Genomic DNA, 15,509 nt, shown 5'->3' with positions numbered 1-15,509 from the left:
TACGTATTGGGTGGCGCACTCTTCGCCGTCGGCTTTGTCACAGCACTCGTCAGCTTCGGCGGTCTGGGAAGTTCCGACCTCAATGACTTCGGCCCCGCTTATCTTGCGTTCTGCCTCGGGATTTGCGCAGTCTCCCTCGGGACGACATTGCTAGTGGCTGGTGCCGTTGTCGACGCGATCAACTGGCAGATTCGGGCTTCGTCCAAGTCAGGCAGTTAGGGATCGTCGAACGCCGCCGCCGCGCTCCTACCCGCAAGTCTTCGGTGCGCTATAGCTTCACCAGCCCACACTCTGGGCACCGCCACAGCGTCGTGGTCATCCCCTCGACCGGCTCCATGCGCATCAGGCAGGCTGGACAATTGGGGGTATCGAGGTAATCCATGCGGCCAGTTTAGGCACTAGGTCAATGACGGTACCTTATGACGTACTAGCGAACTCGTCTTCATGGCCGCGTCGAGGTCTGACTCGACCGAGCTCGTGTCACCAATGGCCAAGCCGGGCAGCAGGTCACCGCCGTCGCCGGGCAGATCGCCCGCGGCGGTCGTGAACAGGGTGCGCAGTTCCCCGGCCCAGCCGAGCCACCAGGGTGGTGTCACGAGGAGCTCGGGCGGACCACGCCCAAACACCAGGGCGGATGCCGCATCCCCGGCCGCCGTGAGCCGAAGGGTGGCGTCCAGCCGCACGACACTGCCGATCTGAAGCGCGGTCGTCTGTCCGCTCGCAGTCTCCGCGAACACGACCACCGGAACCGACAGACCCCGCCCAGCACCCTTCCGGGCGACCTCGCCCTGCTCGATCCCGGTCAGGGTGCCGCGGAAGCGCACCCGGGCGGACGCTCCGGAGTCAGAGCCAGCCGGGCCGAAGAGTGCGGGAGCACCGAACGACTGGGTCTGCACCGGGATTGACGCCACCGTGAGGAGCACGGTCACTGACTCCTGCCGGGCGGCGCTCTCCCGCACGGTTTCCGGCAGCCGCCCGGGCGCAGCGACCGTGACCGCGGATGCCATCAGCGCGGCCGCAGCGCAACAGACCAGGCCGACACCCCAGGCCGACACCCCCCGGGCGCGGACCAGTCGACGCGCCACAACCAGACCCACGCCCAGGGCGGCGGCCCATAACGCAGCCTGAGCGCCGGGTGCCCACCCGGGGAAGGCGATGAGCAACCAGGCCGCCAGCCAGGCGGTCGCCGCGGGGAAAACCAGGCGCAGGTCGAGCCCGGTCATGCCGTGATCCGGGCGGCGAGCTACGATGTCGCGCGTAAAATCCATATCGGGAGGCTAGGTGCGCCCGCGGCTCCCCCCGGTGGCCACCGGAATCTGTGCCCGGTTGACGCGGGACCGGGGGTGTGGAGGCGTGCCCGGTGACCTCGCCGCCGGTCCGCGGCGACGGAGCGGCTCGTCAAAAACGACACGCTTCAGCCCGCGAGCAGGCCGCCGACAGCGCCCATTGCCGCCAGTCGGTCAGTTTTCAAGCACCGGATACGCCCGCCGCACCGATGCGTCAGGACTTCAGGCACCCTCCGTTCACGGCCACTCTCACACGGTGATCAGGGCTCTGAGCCCCTCGAACGTCTTCTCACCGATACCGGTGACATTGCGCAGGTCCTCGACGGCCGCGAACGGCCCGTTGGCGTCGCGGAAGTCCAGAATGCGCTGGGCCATGGCCGGGCCGATGCGCGGCAGGGTGTCGAGGTCGGCCAGGCTGGCCGTGTTGAGGTTGACCAGGACCGCCGGGCCGCCGCCACCTGGGTCGGATGCGCCGCCGAGGGATGCACCGCTGCCCGGCGGCGGTCCCTCGGGGACTTCGCCGAGCTGGGGCAGGTAGAGCTGCTCGCCGTCGCTGACCTTGCGAGCGAGATTGGTGCCGGCCGGATCGGCGGTCTCGGTCAGCCCGCCGGCGGCGGCCACGGCATCCATCACCCGGGCGCCGGTGGAGAGTTCGAAGAGACCGGGACGCCGCACGGCGCCGAGCACATGAACGAAGATGAGGGCACCGGATGCCGAGGCTGCCCCCGAGGAACTCGGGTCCGGGCCGCTGTCGGCTCCACCGGAACCCGAACCCGCGGTCGGGTGCGCCGGGGACACCACCTGGTGCCCGGCCTGCTGACCGAGCGCGGACACGATTACCGCGGTGGCCAACGCCAATATCAACAGCACGACGGCTGCGCCCACCCCGATGCGCACGCGCGCAGGGGCGCGCCCCTGCGCGCTCGGGGCCAGGCGGTCGAGTGCCGCGATTACCGGGTCAGGCTCCATCCCCGCAGGCTAAGCCGACGGGTGCCGGTCCCCCAGCGGACGGCCGTACACTGTGGGCGGCGCCGCGAGGTGCCGCCCTGGGGAGGCGAGGCAGGCGGTGTTACTGGCCGCGGGTGACGATGCTGACGAGTTTCGGCGCGCGCACGATCACGTTCATGATCTCGCGGTCACCGATCCGGCGGATGACCTCGGCCGAGGTACGTGCGAGGCGTTCCAGCTCGTCACCGGAGATCTTCGGGGACACCTCGATGCGGTCGCGCACCTTGCCGTCGACCTGCACGACGGCCGTGACCGACTCCTCCACGAGCAGGGTTCGGTCGGCCTTGCGCCACTGCACGAGAGCGACACACGGCTCATGGCCGAGGAGCTGCCACATATCCTCGGCCGCGTACGGAGCAAACAGGTTGAGCACCATGGCGGTGACCTCCGCGGCCTCGCGTACCGCGGCATCCGCGGGGCCGACGCCGGTGTCGATCACCTTGCGAGTGGCGTTGACGAGTTCCATCAGTCGGGCGACGACCACGTTGAACTTGAACGATTCGACCAGGCCGGGCGCATCGGCCAGGAAGCGGTGGGTGACCCGGCGGAGACCGGCGTCGCCGGACCTCCAATCGATGTCGGGCGTACTCGTGACGTCGCGGGCGACGCGCCAGGCGCGGGCCAGAAACTTGGCGGAGCCGACCGGCGAGACATCCGCCCAGTCGATATCGTCTTCCGGCGGTCCGGCGAAAGCCATGGTGAGCCGTACCGCGTCGACGCCGAACTGGTCGACCTCCTCGGTGAAGTAGACCAGGTTGCCCTTGCTCTTGGACATCTTGGCCCCGTCAAGGATGACCATGCCCTGGTTCAGCAGAGCCGTGAACGGCTCGGTGAAGCTGACATAGCCGAGGTCGAAAAGCACCTTGGTCATGAAGCGCGCGTAGAGCAGGTGCAGGATGGCGTGCTCGACGCCACCGACATACTGGTCGACGGGCGCCCACTTCTCGGCTTCCTTCGGGTCGAACGCCTTCGTGTCGTCGGTGGGGTTCAGGAAGCGCAGGAAATACCAGGAGCTGTCGACGAAGGTGTCCATGGTGTCCGCGTCGCGGCGTGCGGGGGTGCCGTCGATCGGGTTGGGCACGTTGACCCAGTCGGCCGCGCCGCCCAGCGGCGACGTGCCCTTGGGCTTGAGGTCGAGGCCGTCGGTGGGCGGCAGCAACACGGGAAGCTGGTCTTCCGGCACGGGGATCTCGGCGCCGTCCTGGCCGTGGATGATCGGAATCGGCGTGCCCCAGTAGCGTTGACGGGAGATGAGCCAGTCACGCAGACGGTAGTTCTTGGCGGCGCGGCCGGTACCGTCGGCGGCCAACTGCTCGATCATGCGCTTGATCGCGGTGTTCTTGCTAAGGCCGTTGAGCGCGCCCGAGTTGATCAGGCGGCCTTCCCCGGTCAGTGCGATGCCAGTGCGAGCCGGGTCGAGGGAGGTGAGCTCCTCGGTGCCGTCGATCATGTCCTGCGTGATCACGGGGATCATGCCGGTGACCGCGGCGGTCGTGTCGACGACCACGACCACGGGCAGGTCGAAACGGCGGGCGAAGTCGAGGTCGCGTTGGTCGTGGGCCGGCACTGCCATCACGGCACCGTGGCCGTAGTCGGCGAGCACGTAGTCCGCGGCCCAGATCGGCAGGCGTTCGCCGTTGGCCGGGTTGACCGCGTAGCGCTCGAGAAACACGCCGGTCTTCTCCCGGTCGGTGGCCTGACGCTCGATCTCGGTGCTGTTCTGAACCTGTACCAGGTATTCCTGGAACCGTTCCTTGACGGTGGGCGAGGCATCCGCGACCAGCTCGACGGCGAGGTCCGCGTCGGGGGCGACGACCATGAAGGTCGCTCCGTAGAGGGTGTCGGGGCGGGTCGTGAAGACGCTGATGCGCTCCTCGCGGCCTTCGATCACGAAGTCCACGTCGGCGCCGATGGAGCGGCCGATCCAGTTGCGCTGCATGTTGAGCACCTTCGCCGGCCAGGTACCCTCGAGCTGATTCAGGTCGTCGAGCAGGCGGTCCGCATAGTCGGTGATCTTGAAGTACCACTGGGTGAGCTTCTTCTTGACCACCACGGCGCCGCTGCGCTCCGAGGTGCCGTCGGCGAGCACCTGCTCGTTGGCGAGGACGGTCTGGTCTACCGGGTCCCAGTTCACCCAGCTGTCCTTGCGGTAGGCGAGGCCCTTCTTGTACAGCTGCAGGAACAGCCACTGGTTCCACTTATAGTATTCGGGGTCGCTGGTGTGCAGCTCGCGGGACCAGTCGAAGGATGCCGCGTAGAGCTTCATGCTCTTCTTCTGCTGCGCAATGTTGTCGTAGGTCCAGCCGCGCGGGTCGATGCCGCGCTTGATCGCGGCGTTCTCCGCGGGTAGCCCGAAGGAGTCCCAGCCGATGGGGTGTAGCACGTTGAAGCCCTGCTGACGCCAGTACCGGGCGACGATGTCGCCGAGCGCGTAGACCTCGGCGTGGCCCATGTGCAGGTCGCCGGAGGGATACGGGAACATGTCGAGCACGTACTTGCGCGGACGAACGTCGTCGGGATCGTTCGTGCGGAAGGGGTCGAGCTCTTCCCAGATCGGCTGCCACTTCGCCTGGATGGCGGCGAAATCGTAAACTTTTTCTTCGCTGTCCTGGCCGGTGCGGGTGTGGTCGTACTCGTGTGCCACGTGACTCTCTTCGTTGCAGTGGGGATTGCGCCAGCAGGCACAGGGCCGCGCGGAGGCGGCGTCCAAGCTCTTAGGTTACTAAACCTGGCCCCGGCCCGTGGCGGCGCCGGATTGAGGAACGCCGAGGACGGCCAGGAGCGCCGCCGCTTTCAGCCGGGTTTCCTCGATCTCCTCCAGCGGATCGGACAGCGCCGTGATGCCGCCGCCCGTGCCGATGGAGGCCCCGTCCGGACTGAGCACGATGCTGCGGATGACCATGGCCAGGTCGACCGCGCCGTTTCGCCCCAGATAGCCGAAGGCCCCGGCGTAGAGCCCGCGCGGTCCGCACTCGAGGGCGTCGAGGATGGTCATCGCACTGATCTTGGGTGCCCCGGTCATGGACCCGGCGGGGAAGCAGGACGCAACGGCATCCACCCCGGTCAGCCCCGCGGCCAGGCGCGCCTCGACCGTGCTGACCAGCTGGTGCACGTGCGCGTAACTCTCCACGGCGAGCAGGTTCGTGACCTGCACGCTGCCGAGCTCGGCGATCCGGCCGAGGTCGTTGCGCATCAGGTCGACGATCATCAGGTTCTCGGCGCGCTCTTTGTCGCTGCCCTCGAGCTCGTCGCGGAGCTCGCGGTCCCGGTCGGCCATCCGGGAGCGCGCCCGAGTGCCCTTGATCGGCTTCGTGGTGATCAGGCCGCCCGGGGTCACGGTCAGGAACTGTTCCGGGGAGGCGCTGAGCAGGGCGGTGTCCCCGAAACGCAGCAGCCCGCCGTGGTGGCTGGGACTGCCGGCGCGCAACGCCAGGTAGGCGTCGACCGGATGCGGCCGCACGTCGACCAGGATCTCGTTGGTGAGGCAGAGCTGGTAGGCGTCACCGGCCCGGATGAACGCCTGGCATTCCTCGATCAGCTCGGCGTAGTGGTGCACGTCGTGCCGCCACCGGGCTGCGCCGGCAGCGGCAACGGGGCCGGCAACGGCAACGGGGCCGACAACGGGGCCGACAGGCCACGTGACCGGCCGGGTCGCGGATGCTGCGGGCGGCGGCTCCGACGTGGCGAGAGCCTTGAGCACGGCATCGGCCCACACCTGCGGGGCATCCGTCGCGTCGCCGGAAGCGCGGCGAGCGAGCGCCCTGACCGTGCGTGCCGCGTGATCGAACACCAGCACTTGGTGCACCTCGAGCAGGGCGGCATCCGGGTAGTGGGAGTCGTGCACGGGCGTGCCGAGGGTCTGGGCGCCGAGTTCGTAACCGAGCCAGCCCACCCAGCCCAGCCGAAAGCCGCCGGTATCGTCGGTGCCGGTATCCTCGGTGGCATCGTCGGGGAAGCCGGCCGGCTCCGCTCGCAGGAACTCGAAGATCGTCCCGGGTGAGAGGTGGCCCGGCACGGACGGATCGCCGGCGACCGAGACCGTCACGGTCCCCTCCGGCACCGAGGCGGTGACGAACCGGGACCCGGGCGACGCAGACCCAAGATAGCTGAGGCCGGTTTCGGCGCCGTTGCCCGCATCCAACCAGAACGCGTACGGGCTGTTGCGGTAGAGGGTGTCGAAGACGCGGGCCGGATCCCACCACTCGGGCAGGAGGATGCTCTGAGTCGGCCCGGTCACACACCCAGCCTAGGTGCCCTGATTCTCCCCGGAGTGCAGCGATCTGCCGCCCCGGCCGCACGCTTGCCGAACTCGGTGCCGTGTCTCGAACGAATTCGACGGAGATTCTCCGGAAAAACGGCTTTTCCCGTGTGTCTGCGCCCCATCCGGGCAAAATCTCCGTCGAATTCGTTCGGACCCACTCATCTGGGTGCCGGGACAGCGCCCACGACCCCACCGGGGACGCAGTGGGGACGCCGCCCGCGGGCGGCGTCCCCACCTTTCTCCGTCAGGTGCTGCAGCGTGGCTACTTCACAGCGAGGCTGCCCTTGAACTGGAGCCCCGTCGAGCCGGAGCCGCCGCCCCTGGTCGTGCCGTTGACCGCGGAGGTGGTCTCGCCGAACGTCATCGTCGTGTGGGCGATGGCATCGGCCATCTGCTCCAGCACCTCCGCATTGATGTTCGTGATGTCGTCGCATGCGGCGTGGTAGCAGGCATCGTACGGTGCGCCGGCGACGCCACCGTAGGTGACCGCCTCAGCCTCCGTCATCAGGTCTTCCGCACCGGTGAAGAGCCCGCCGGCGGGAATGCCGTTCTCGATGAACCCGAAGTAGTCGGACCGACCGTCGAACTCGGTGGGTTCTACGGCCAGCCCCTGCGAGGCGAAGTAGTCCAGGAAGACCTTCTCGACCAGCGCCGACCCGTTCGGGCCGGTGGTGCCGAAGGACGAGCCGTCACCGTCGTAGACGAAGCGCACAAAGTTCGGCGACGCGACCATGTCGAAGTTCAGGTTGACGGCATGCGCCTTGATCTGGCGTTTCGTCAGCTGTGACACGTAGTACTCGGAACCGACCAGTCCATCCTCCTCACTGCCCCAAAACGCGAACCGCACCCGGTTGGTGGGTGCGCTGCCGGAGGCGGCGAGCTGGATGGCGGTTTCCAGGATGGCGGCGCTGCCGCTGCCGTTGTCGTTGATTCCCGCGCCCTCGGCGACGGAGTCGAGGTGCGCTCCGGCCACGACCGTACGGTCCGCGCGACCGGCCGAATCGGCCAGGATGTTGAAGGATTCAGTGACGGTGACCTCAGCATCCACGGCCAGCCGCACGGTCGGGGCAGGCTGCCCGGCCAGAGCCGCGCCGAGCGCGAAGGTCGTTCCGATGACCGGAACGGCGGTCTGCGGGGCGTCCAGAGTGCCGTTGACGATACCGAGGCGGTCGTCGGCGTTGCCTTGGTTGAAGATGATCACGCCGGCGGCGCCGGCCGCGATCGCATTGTCGGCCTTGACCCGGAAGGTGCAGGTGCCGCGTTGGATCAGGGCGACATTCCCGGCCGTGAAGCCCGCGAAGTCCGCGGCTTCACAGCCGCTGGTCGAGGCCCGGTCGCCGACCAGGTTGATGTCGACCGCCTGTACCGCCGCCGAGACCGTGCCGGAGCCGGAGTAGCTCATCGTGGCAAAGTCGGTGCCGGCAGCGTAGGTGGTGGGGGTGGGCGTGAACTGCGCGAACGACTCCGCGTTCAGCACGAACTGCTCATAGGAGTAGGCCTGACGGATCGGCGTGTAGCCCGCGGCCTTAAGCCGCTCTTCGACGTAGACGGCAGATGCCTCGTACCCCGGCGTGCCGGACGCACGCGTGCCGCCGTTGGCGTCCGCGATCTCCTGGAACTTCTCCAGGTGGTCGATGATTCCGGCTGCCGTAACGGCTTCGCGCAGCGCGCCGGTGTCCGTTCCGTTATCGGCGTAGGCGGGCAGCCCGACGCTGACCGACAGGGCCACGGCCGTGCCGATGGCGGCGAGACGAATATTCCGATTCTGTTTCATGAGGGTCCCTCAGACTGGATCGAACGTGGGCCGGTCGTCCTTGAGCGGCCCTGCAGTGACGCTAGCGTATCCCCCAGTCGCGGGGCAAGGGCAGGTCCCCAGCCCCGCTGCGGGTGCACGGCTTAGGCTGTGGGTCGTGAACGATATCCTCAGCTGGATCCTGGATACGGTTTCCAGCGTGGATCCGGTGCTGCGCACCCTCCTGGCCGGACTCGGCATGCTGCTGGAGACATCCGTTCTCGTCGGCCTGGTCGTGCCGGGCGATTCCATCGTGATCGTGGCGAGCACCGCGGTGAGCAACACGGCCGAGTTCCTGGGGCTCGTCGCCGCGGTGATCGTCGGAGCCCTGATCGGCGAGAGCATCGGCTTCGCGCTCGGCCGCCACTTCGGGCCGTGGATCCGGATGAGCCGCCTCGGGCGCCGGCTCGGGGAACGCAACTGGGCCCGGGCCGAGATCTACCTGGCACGGCGCGGCGGCATCGCCGTGTTCCTGTCGCGGTTCCTGCCCGTGCTGCACTCGCTGATCCCGCTGACCGTGGGGATGAGCCCGATGCCCTACCGCACCTTCATGAAGTGGACCGTGCCGGCCTGCGTGATCTGGGCGGTGGCCTACGTGTCGATCGGTTCGGCCGCCGCCGAAGGCTACCGCGAGCTCTCCGACCGGCTCCACTTCGCCGGATACCTCTTCGTCGGCGCGATCGCGCTCTTCGTGCTGCTCGTGTTCCTGGTCAAACGCTGGCTGCACCGCCGCGAGGAGCGACACATGGAACAGCCGGAGCCTCCGGTCGTCTGACCGCATGCTCGGTCGGGCGACCCCTCGTTCGGCTGTCAAGTTCAGCGGGCAGGTCCGGGCACGACGACCCTCGCGGTGATCAGGTCGTCCGGCACCGGCGTGTGTGAGATGAGCAGCACCGCACGGCCGTCCTCCGCCGCCGTGACCAGGATGTCCCGCACGAGCACGTCGCCCTGCGCCTCGTCGACGTTGGCGGTGGGTTCGTCGACGATGAGCACCGCGAAATCCGCCAGCAACGCCCGCGCCAGCGCGATGCGCTGGGCCTGACCGCCGGAGACCAGGGCACCCCGCTCGCCGACCCGGGCGTCGAGGCCCCCACGCTTGGCGGCCCACTCCCCCAGTCCGACCCGGGCGAGCACGGCCTCGAGGTCGTCGTCGGTGGCCGTCGTGCGGGCGAAGAGCAGGTTCTGACGGATGCTGTCGTCGAAGAGCCAGGGACGCTGTTCGCACAGTCCCACCCGGCGACGCACCTCGGCCGGGGCCAGCGTGCGCGCCTCGACGCCGTCGAGCCGGTACGAGCCCGTGTAGTCGAGGAAGCGCACCAGGGTCTGGGCCAGGGTGGTCTTGCCGGCGCCGCTCGGCCCTGCCAGGTGCACGCGGTCCCCCGGCGCCAGGCGCAGGGTGATGCCCGTGACCGCCGGGGTAACGGAACCGGGCCAGCGGGCACCCACGTCGGTGAGTTCGAGCACCGGGTGGGCGCTGACGCTCGTGGTGGACATCGCATCCGCCGGCGCATCCGTCGGCTCGGTTACCGACTCCGCCGGGATCTCCGTGGGGACGCTGGTCGGCACCGCCGTCGCCACCCGCGCGGCGCTGGAGCGCACCTGGCGCCAGACGCCGAGCGCGAGCGGGATCATTCCGAACACCTCGAACACCGCCATGGGCACGAGCACGACCACGACGAAGCCCGGTCCGCTGAGGCCAGCCGGCCCGGAGAGGGCCGGAATGCCGACCTGGAGCGCGGCGACCGTCGCCAGACCCGCGAACAGTGACAGCACGGCTCCCTGCACGCCCACGCCCAGCGACCGGCGCAGGGAGGCCCGGCGCAGCCGGTCGTCGGCCGCCGCAAGGGTGGCCAGGCGGGCATCGAGGGCCCCGAAGGCGCTCAGCACGTCGAGGTTCTCCACCACCTCGAGCACCTCGCCGGCGAGGGCTCCGCGGAGGGGTGCAAGCTGGCGCTCCGACCGGGCGGACAGCGCGCTGGAGGTGACGGTGGCGAGCAGACCGGCAACGAGGAGCGCCAGCGCCAGCGTGACACCGGCGGCGGGGAGAACCAGCCAGACCCCGACCACGCTCACGCTCAAGAGGATCCCCGCCGTGGCCAGAGGCTGCACCACCCGCAGCGGGAAGTCCTGCAGGTCGTCGACGTCGCGCACGAGGCGACTGAGCAGGTCGCCGCGGCTCGTGCCTCCGAGGCCGGCCGGGGAGAGCGGCAGGATCCGGGAGAAGATGCCCACGCGCAGGTCAGCCAGCTGGCGGAATGCGGCGTCGTGGCTGGCCAGACGCTCGAGGTAGCGGAACGCAGACCGGCCGAGGGCGAACGCACGCACCCCGACGACCGCCATCGAGAGGAACATGACCGGCGGTTGCTCGGCGGCTCGGGTGATCAGCCACGCCGACGACGCCAGGAGGGCCACCGCGAAGACCGCGCTCAGCACGCCCGCGGCCAGGCCGGGGGCGAACCGGCGGGCAGGCGGCTGGGCCAGGCGCAGGACGGCGCGCACCTCGGCCCGGCCGGCCGGCCGGGGGCCGGCGATCCCGCTCGCGCTGGGTCCGGAATCAGACATGGGCCACCTCGTGCAGGGCAACGATCTGATCGGCGGCGTCCCGCAGGGCAGGCCGGTGGCTGACCACGATCACGATCCGCCCCTCGGTCGTGAGCCGGCGCAGGCCGGCGACGAGAGAGGCCTCCGCAGCCTCGTCCAGCGCCGAACTGGGCTCGTCGAGAACGACCACGGCGCAGTCGTGGCTCTCAGCGCGGTAGATGGCGCGGGCCGCTGCGACCCGCTGGGCCTGTCCGCCGGAGAGTCCCTCGCCGGCGATGCCGAGTATGGTGGCCGGCTCCAGATCGCCCGCTCCGGCGCACTCCAGCGACCGGGCCACGGTGTCCCGATCGACGGACGCGTCACCGAGCGCGAGATTGTCGGCAATCGTTCCCTGGAACAGTCCCGGCCGTTGCCCGGCCCACGCCAGCCACGGGCGCGGTGTGCCCGGGGTCTGCTCCGCACCGTTCAGCAGGATCCGCCCGTCGAAGGGGACGAATCCCTGCAGGGCGGCCACCAGCGTGGATTTTCCGGTGCCGCTCGGGCCCACGACCACGGCGAGTTCGCCGGGGCGGAAGACGGCGCTGAAGTCGTGCACGGGGGCATCCGTGCCCCGCTGGATCGTGACCTGCTCGAACCGGAGCACGCCGGTATCCGCGGGGCCTGCTCCGGTGCGCGCGCCAGACGGGGCAGTCGAGGCAGCCGGGGTCGCCACGGCCCGGGGCCCGGCACCGTCGTCGAGAATGGCGAAGACCTCCTCGGCCGCCGCCAGACCGTCGGCCGCGGCGTGGAACTGGGCGCCGACCTGCCGCACGGGGAGAAAAGCCTCCGGGGCCAGCAGCAGCACGAACAGGCCGACGCCGAGTGCGAGGCTTCCGTCAACCAGGCGCAGCCCGATGGAGACGGCAACAAGGGCCACCGACAAGCTGGCCGCCAGTTCGAGCACGAACCCGCTGAGGAAGGAGACCCGCAGCACCTTCATAGTGCGGCCGCGGTAGTCCTCGGTGATGGAGCGCACCCGGGCGAACTGGCGTCGCTCCCGACCGTAGATTTTGAGCGTGCCGAGCCCGCCGACGAGGTCGAGGAACCCCGTCGACAGCCGCTGCAGGGACTCCCACTGCTGCCGCTGCACGGACTGGGTGGCCTGGCCGATCAGCACCATGAAGACGGGGATGAATGGCAGCACTACGATGACTGTGATGCCGCTGGGCAGGTCCTGCCAGAGCATCACCAAGATCAGCAGGGGCGTGCTGATCGCCGCCAGCAAGAGCTGGGGCAGGTAGCGGGCGAAGTAGTTGTCCAGCGCGTCCAGCCCCTGGGTGGCCAGGGTGGAGACGCCCACACTGGCCCGGCCGCTGAGCCAATCCGGGCCGCGCTCGGCGACGCGGTCGAGAACCTGGCGGCGCAGCTGGCTCTTGACTTGGGCTGCTCCGCGGGTGGCGGCCACCTCGAGGAGCCACACCAGCGCGGCCCGCACCACGATCACGCCCGCAAGGGCGGCCGTGGTGAAGGCCAGCGAATCCTGAGAGGCCCCAGTCAACGCGAGGGTGATGCTCTGGCTCAGCAGCCAGGAGAACGCGATGACCGTGACAGTCTGCGCCAGTCCGAGCAGGGCACCCACCGACAGGAACCACCGGGCGGCGGACGCGTAGCGGAGGAGCCGAGGATCGAAGGGGCGCATTCCGTTTAGTGTCCGGCGGACTCTACGTGGGCCGAGACGGTCGTGCGGCTGACCCGCTTGCGTAGAACCCAGTAGGTCCAGCCCTGGTACAAGAAGATGACGGGCATGGCGAACAGGGCGGTCCAGCTCATCACCTGCAGTGTGTACGGCGTCGAGGAGGCGTTCTCGATGGTCAGGCTGTTGGCTGCATCGTTGCTCGCCGGCATCACGTCGGGGAACAGGGACGCGAAGAGCGTCAGCACCGCGAGGGCGATCGTCGCGGCCATCAGCGTGAAGGCCCAGCCTTCGGCGCCCCGCAGGTTCGCCAGGAACGCCCCGATCAGGGCAACCGCGGCGAGGGCGGCGAAGGCACCGGTGGCCAGGCTGCCGAAGGCAAGGGTGGTCCAGACCAGGAACGAGGCGGCCACCACGATGGTGGCCAACCCGGCCTTGACGGCTAGCCTCTGAGCGCGCTGACGGATGTCCCCCTCGGTCTTCAGGGAGATGAAGACCACGCCGTGGGTGAAGAACAGGAGCAGCGTGGTGAGCCCGCCCAGGAGGGCGTATGGGTTGAGCAGGTCGAAGAAGGAGCCGATGTAGTTGAAGTCCGCGTCCAACTGCACGCCCCGCACGATGTTGGAGAAGGCGACACCCCAGAGCAGAGCGGGAACGGCAGACCCGATCACGATCATGAGGTCGAAGCGTTTCTTCCAGGTTGCTTCCGGGCGTTGGTGCCGGTACTCGAATGACACCCCGCGCAGGATGAGGGCGAGAAGGATCACCAGCAGGGCCAGGTAGAACCCGCTGAACAGGGTGGCGTACCACTCCGGGAAGGCGGCGAAGAGTGCTGCGCCGGCCACGATCAGCCAGGTTTCGTTGAGGTCCCAGACCGGCCCGATGGTGTTGATGATGACCCGGCGGTCGAGGTCGTCCTTGCCCAGGAAGGGCAGCGACATGCCGACGCCGAAGTCGAAGCCGTCGAGAACGAAGTAGCCGATGAAGAGTGCACCGATGATCCAGAACCAGAGAATGTTGAGATCCATCATGCGCTCCTAGTAGACCGTGACCTGTGGCTTGACCTTGCCGGAAACCGGGTCGGGTTCCGCCAGCGGGGCAGGTCCCTTCCGCACGGCCTGCAGGATCAACTTGAATTCGACGACAGCGAGGGCGCCGTAGATCAGCGTGAACGCGATCAGCGAGATCAGGATCTCGACGCCGCTGACGTTGGGTGATACGCCGTCCTCGGTGCGCAGGAGCCCGAACACGAGCCAGGGCTGCCGCCCCATCTCGGTGAAGATCCAGCCGACGCTCATGGCGAGAAGCGAGAACGGGAAGCTCCAGATGGCGATCTTCCAGACCCAGGTGGCCTGGGGGCTGCGCCCGCCGCGGGTCAGCCAGAGGCCGACGACGGCAACCAGGATATGGGCGATGCCGAGACCGATCATCCAGCGGAAGGCCCAGTAGGTGATCCAGATGGTCGGGGTGTAGTCGCCGGGGCCGTACAGGCTCACATACTGCGCCTGCAGGTTGTCGATGCCTTCGACCGTGCCGTTGAGGGTGTGGGTCGACAGGAACGACAAAAGGTATGGGATACGAATCGAGAATAATTCGCTGACGCCGTCGGGGGTGCCGAGGGTGAAGATCGAGAAGGATGCCTCGGCGCCCGTCGCTGTCTTGTACATCGCCTCGGCCGCCGCCATCTTCATGGGCTGGGCCGCGGTCATGGCCAGGCTCAGCGAGTCGCCGAAGAAGGTGGTGAGCGCACCGGAGACAACCATCATCCACATGCCCAACTTGAGTGCGGGACGCATGGATTCCTCGTGCTGCTTGCGCAGCAGGTGCCAGGCGGCCACCGAGATGACGAGGCCTGACGACACCATGAAGCAGGCGAAGATCGTGTGCGGGAAGGAGGCCAGGGCGATCGGGTTGGTCAAAAGCTCGCCAATACTGGTGAGCTCGGCCCGGCCGCGCTCCTCGTTGATGCGGAACGCGATCGGGTTCTGCATGAACGCGTTCGCCGCGAGGATGAAGTAGGCCGAGGCGATCGAACCGGCCGTCGTCAGCCAGATGGTGGCGAGGTGCAGGCCGCGGGGCAGCTTGTCCCAGCCGAAGATCCACAGTCCGATGAACGTGGCCTCCAGGAAGAAGGCGATGATGCCCTCGAAGGCGAGCGGGGCGCCGAAGACGTCACCGACGAAGCGGGAGTAGTCCGACCAGTTCATTCCGAACTGGAACTCCTGCACGATTCCGGTAACGACGCCCATGGCGAAGTTGATCAGGAAGATCTTGCCGAAGAAGTGGGTCAGCTCGAGGTACTTGGCCTTGTCGGTGCGCACCCAGGCGGTCTGGAAGAGCGCGACCGTGAACGCCAGCCCGATCGTGAGCGGTACGAAGAGAAAGTGATAGACGGTAGTCAGACCGAATTGCCATCTCGACAGGAGTAACGGATCCAGCCACTCGTTCATGCGCCCTCCAGCGTCATCGGGTATTTCTACACTGTGTAGAACATCTCTATTCTACGAGAGGTAGAAGAGTTGATTGCCGCCCGCTAGACTCCCCAATATGGGGAGTTTGGGAGAGCTGGAACGACTGCTGATGGATGTTTTGTGGGAAGCCGAGGAGTCTCTGCCTGCCAACGATCTCCGGGATCGGCTACTCACCCCGACGACCGCCACCGCTAGGCGCAAACCACTCGCCACCACGACCGTGCTCACGGTGCTCTCCCGCCTCGAGACCAAGGGCTTCGTCACCCGCGACCGAGACACCCGACCGCACCGCTACCGGGCCGTGTCGACCCGGGCGGAACATACCGCGGAGCTGATGCACAAGGTGCTCGGCTCTGCTCCTGACCGGCAGGCGGCCCTCGCCCGGTTCATCGGGGACGTCACCCCGCAGGAGGCCGACGTTTTGCGCCTGCTCCTCGGCACCGTACCTCTTGGTCGCGAGTGACCGGCATCCAGTCCC

Annotated in this window: 11 protein-coding genes; 2 read left to right on the top strand and 9 right to left on the bottom strand. The window is 68.3% G+C overall.

Translation table 11 applies throughout. The features are described 5' to 3' along the window. Positions 1–398 precede the first annotated feature (398 nt). The 5 genes from E3O28_RS03805 to E3O28_RS03785 all read right to left on the bottom strand — a co-directional run bounded on the left by E3O28_RS03805 (position 399) and on the right by E3O28_RS03785 (position 8,329). Complete coding sequence (locus E3O28_RS03805) at positions 399–1,268, bottom strand: hypothetical protein (protein ID WP_134415209.1); 870 nt, start codon at positions 1,266–1,268, stop codon at positions 399–401. Positions 1,269–1,535: 267 nt separating this feature from the next. Beyond that, complete coding sequence (locus E3O28_RS03800) at positions 1,536–2,255, bottom strand: helix-hairpin-helix domain-containing protein (RefSeq protein ID WP_134415208.1); 720 nt, start codon at positions 2,253–2,255, stop codon at positions 1,536–1,538. Positions 2,256–2,355: 100 nt separating this feature from the next. Next, positions 2,356–4,938, bottom strand: a complete 2,583-nt coding sequence (gene leuS / locus E3O28_RS03795) for a leucine--tRNA ligase (RefSeq protein WP_104100007.1) — start codon at positions 4,936–4,938, stop codon at positions 2,356–2,358. Positions 4,939–5,016: 78 nt separating this feature from the next. Continuing rightward, the gene (locus E3O28_RS03790) at positions 5,017–6,531 is read right to left on the bottom strand and encodes an anthranilate synthase component I family protein (RefSeq protein ID WP_134415207.1); all 1,515 of its coding nucleotides are present in this window, start codon (positions 6,529–6,531) and stop codon (positions 5,017–5,019) included. Between the two features lie 286 nt (positions 6,532–6,817). Then, positions 6,818–8,329, bottom strand: coding sequence for a M20/M25/M40 family metallo-hydrolase (locus E3O28_RS03785; protein WP_134415206.1), 1,512 nt, complete (start codon positions 8,327–8,329; stop codon positions 6,818–6,820). A gap of 136 nt (positions 8,330–8,465) precedes the next feature. Here E3O28_RS03785 and E3O28_RS03780 point away from each other — a divergent pair, with 136 nt between their 5' ends. Next, a complete protein-coding gene (locus tag E3O28_RS03780; RefSeq protein ID WP_104100010.1) occupies positions 8,466–9,122 on the top strand; it encodes a DedA family protein in 657 nt (218 codons plus the stop codon). Between the two features lie 41 nt (positions 9,123–9,163). On the opposite strand, the gene cydC is transcribed toward E3O28_RS03780, so the two are convergent. Genes cydC through E3O28_RS03760 form a run of 4 tightly spaced genes read right to left on the bottom strand, consistent with a single transcriptional unit; the run spans position 9,164 to position 15,010 of the window. After that, on the bottom strand, positions 9,164–10,909 hold the full coding sequence (cydC, locus tag E3O28_RS03775) for a thiol reductant ABC exporter subunit CydC (protein ID WP_134415205.1): 1,746 nt from the start codon (positions 10,907–10,909) through the stop codon (positions 9,164–9,166). Beyond that, a complete protein-coding gene (cydD, locus tag E3O28_RS03770; protein ID WP_134415204.1) occupies positions 10,902–12,566 on the bottom strand; it encodes a thiol reductant ABC exporter subunit CydD in 1,665 nt (554 codons plus the stop codon). The genes cydC and cydD overlap by 8 nt, the downstream gene beginning before the upstream one ends. Positions 12,567–12,571: 5 nt before the next feature. Next, positions 12,572–13,588, bottom strand: a complete 1,017-nt coding sequence (gene cydB, locus E3O28_RS03765) for a cytochrome d ubiquinol oxidase subunit II (RefSeq protein ID WP_134343361.1) — start codon at positions 13,586–13,588, stop codon at positions 12,572–12,574. Positions 13,589–13,597: 9 nt separating this feature from the next. Next, entirely contained in the window at positions 13,598–15,010 is a 1,413-nt protein-coding gene (locus E3O28_RS03760; protein ID WP_134343360.1) for a cytochrome ubiquinol oxidase subunit I, read from the bottom strand. 97 nt (positions 15,011–15,107) lie between these two features. Here E3O28_RS03760 and E3O28_RS03755 point away from each other — a divergent pair, with 97 nt between their 5' ends. Continuing rightward, a complete protein-coding gene (locus E3O28_RS03755; RefSeq protein ID WP_134372965.1) occupies positions 15,108–15,494 on the top strand; it encodes a BlaI/MecI/CopY family transcriptional regulator in 387 nt (128 codons plus the stop codon). The last annotated feature ends 15 nt before the right edge of the window (positions 15,495–15,509 follow it).

Origin of the sequence: Cryobacterium sp. TMT2-14 (genome assembly GCF_004402465.1) — a bacterium.
Lineage (GTDB): Bacteria > Actinomycetota > Actinomycetes > Actinomycetales > Microbacteriaceae > Cryobacterium > Cryobacterium sandaracinum.
The sequence above is the reverse complement of the archived record's forward strand: the minus strand, read 5'-3'. Positions and strand labels throughout refer to the sequence as shown.

What these genes read in the sequence shown, in the direction of transcription:
- E3O28_RS03805 (WP_134415209.1), bottom strand. Translation starts at nt 1,268, where the DNA reads ATGGATTTTACGCGCGACATCGTAGCTCGCCGCCCGGATCACGGCATG.
- E3O28_RS03800 (WP_134415208.1), bottom strand. Translation starts at nt 2,255, where the DNA reads ATGGAGCCTGACCCGGTAATCGCGGCACTCGACCGCCTGGCCCCGAGC.
- E3O28_RS03785 (WP_134415206.1), bottom strand. Translation starts at nt 8,329, where the DNA reads ATGAAACAGAATCGGAATATTCGTCTCGCCGCCATCGGCACGGCCGTG.
- cydC (WP_134415205.1), bottom strand. Translation starts at nt 10,909, where the DNA reads ATGTCTGATTCCGGACCCAGCGCGAGCGGGATCGCCGGCCCCCGGCCG.
- cydD (WP_134415204.1), bottom strand. Translation starts at nt 12,566, where the DNA reads ATGCGCCCCTTCGATCCTCGGCTCCTCCGCTACGCGTCCGCCGCCCGG.
- cydB (WP_134343361.1), bottom strand. Translation starts at nt 13,588, where the DNA reads ATGGATCTCAACATTCTCTGGTTCTGGATCATCGGTGCACTCTTCATC.
- E3O28_RS03760 (WP_134343360.1), bottom strand. Translation starts at nt 15,010, where the DNA reads ATGAACGAGTGGCTGGATCCGTTACTCCTGTCGAGATGGCAATTCGGT.
- E3O28_RS03755 (WP_134372965.1), top strand. Translation starts at nt 15,108, where the DNA reads ATGGGGAGTTTGGGAGAGCTGGAACGACTGCTGATGGATGTTTTGTGG.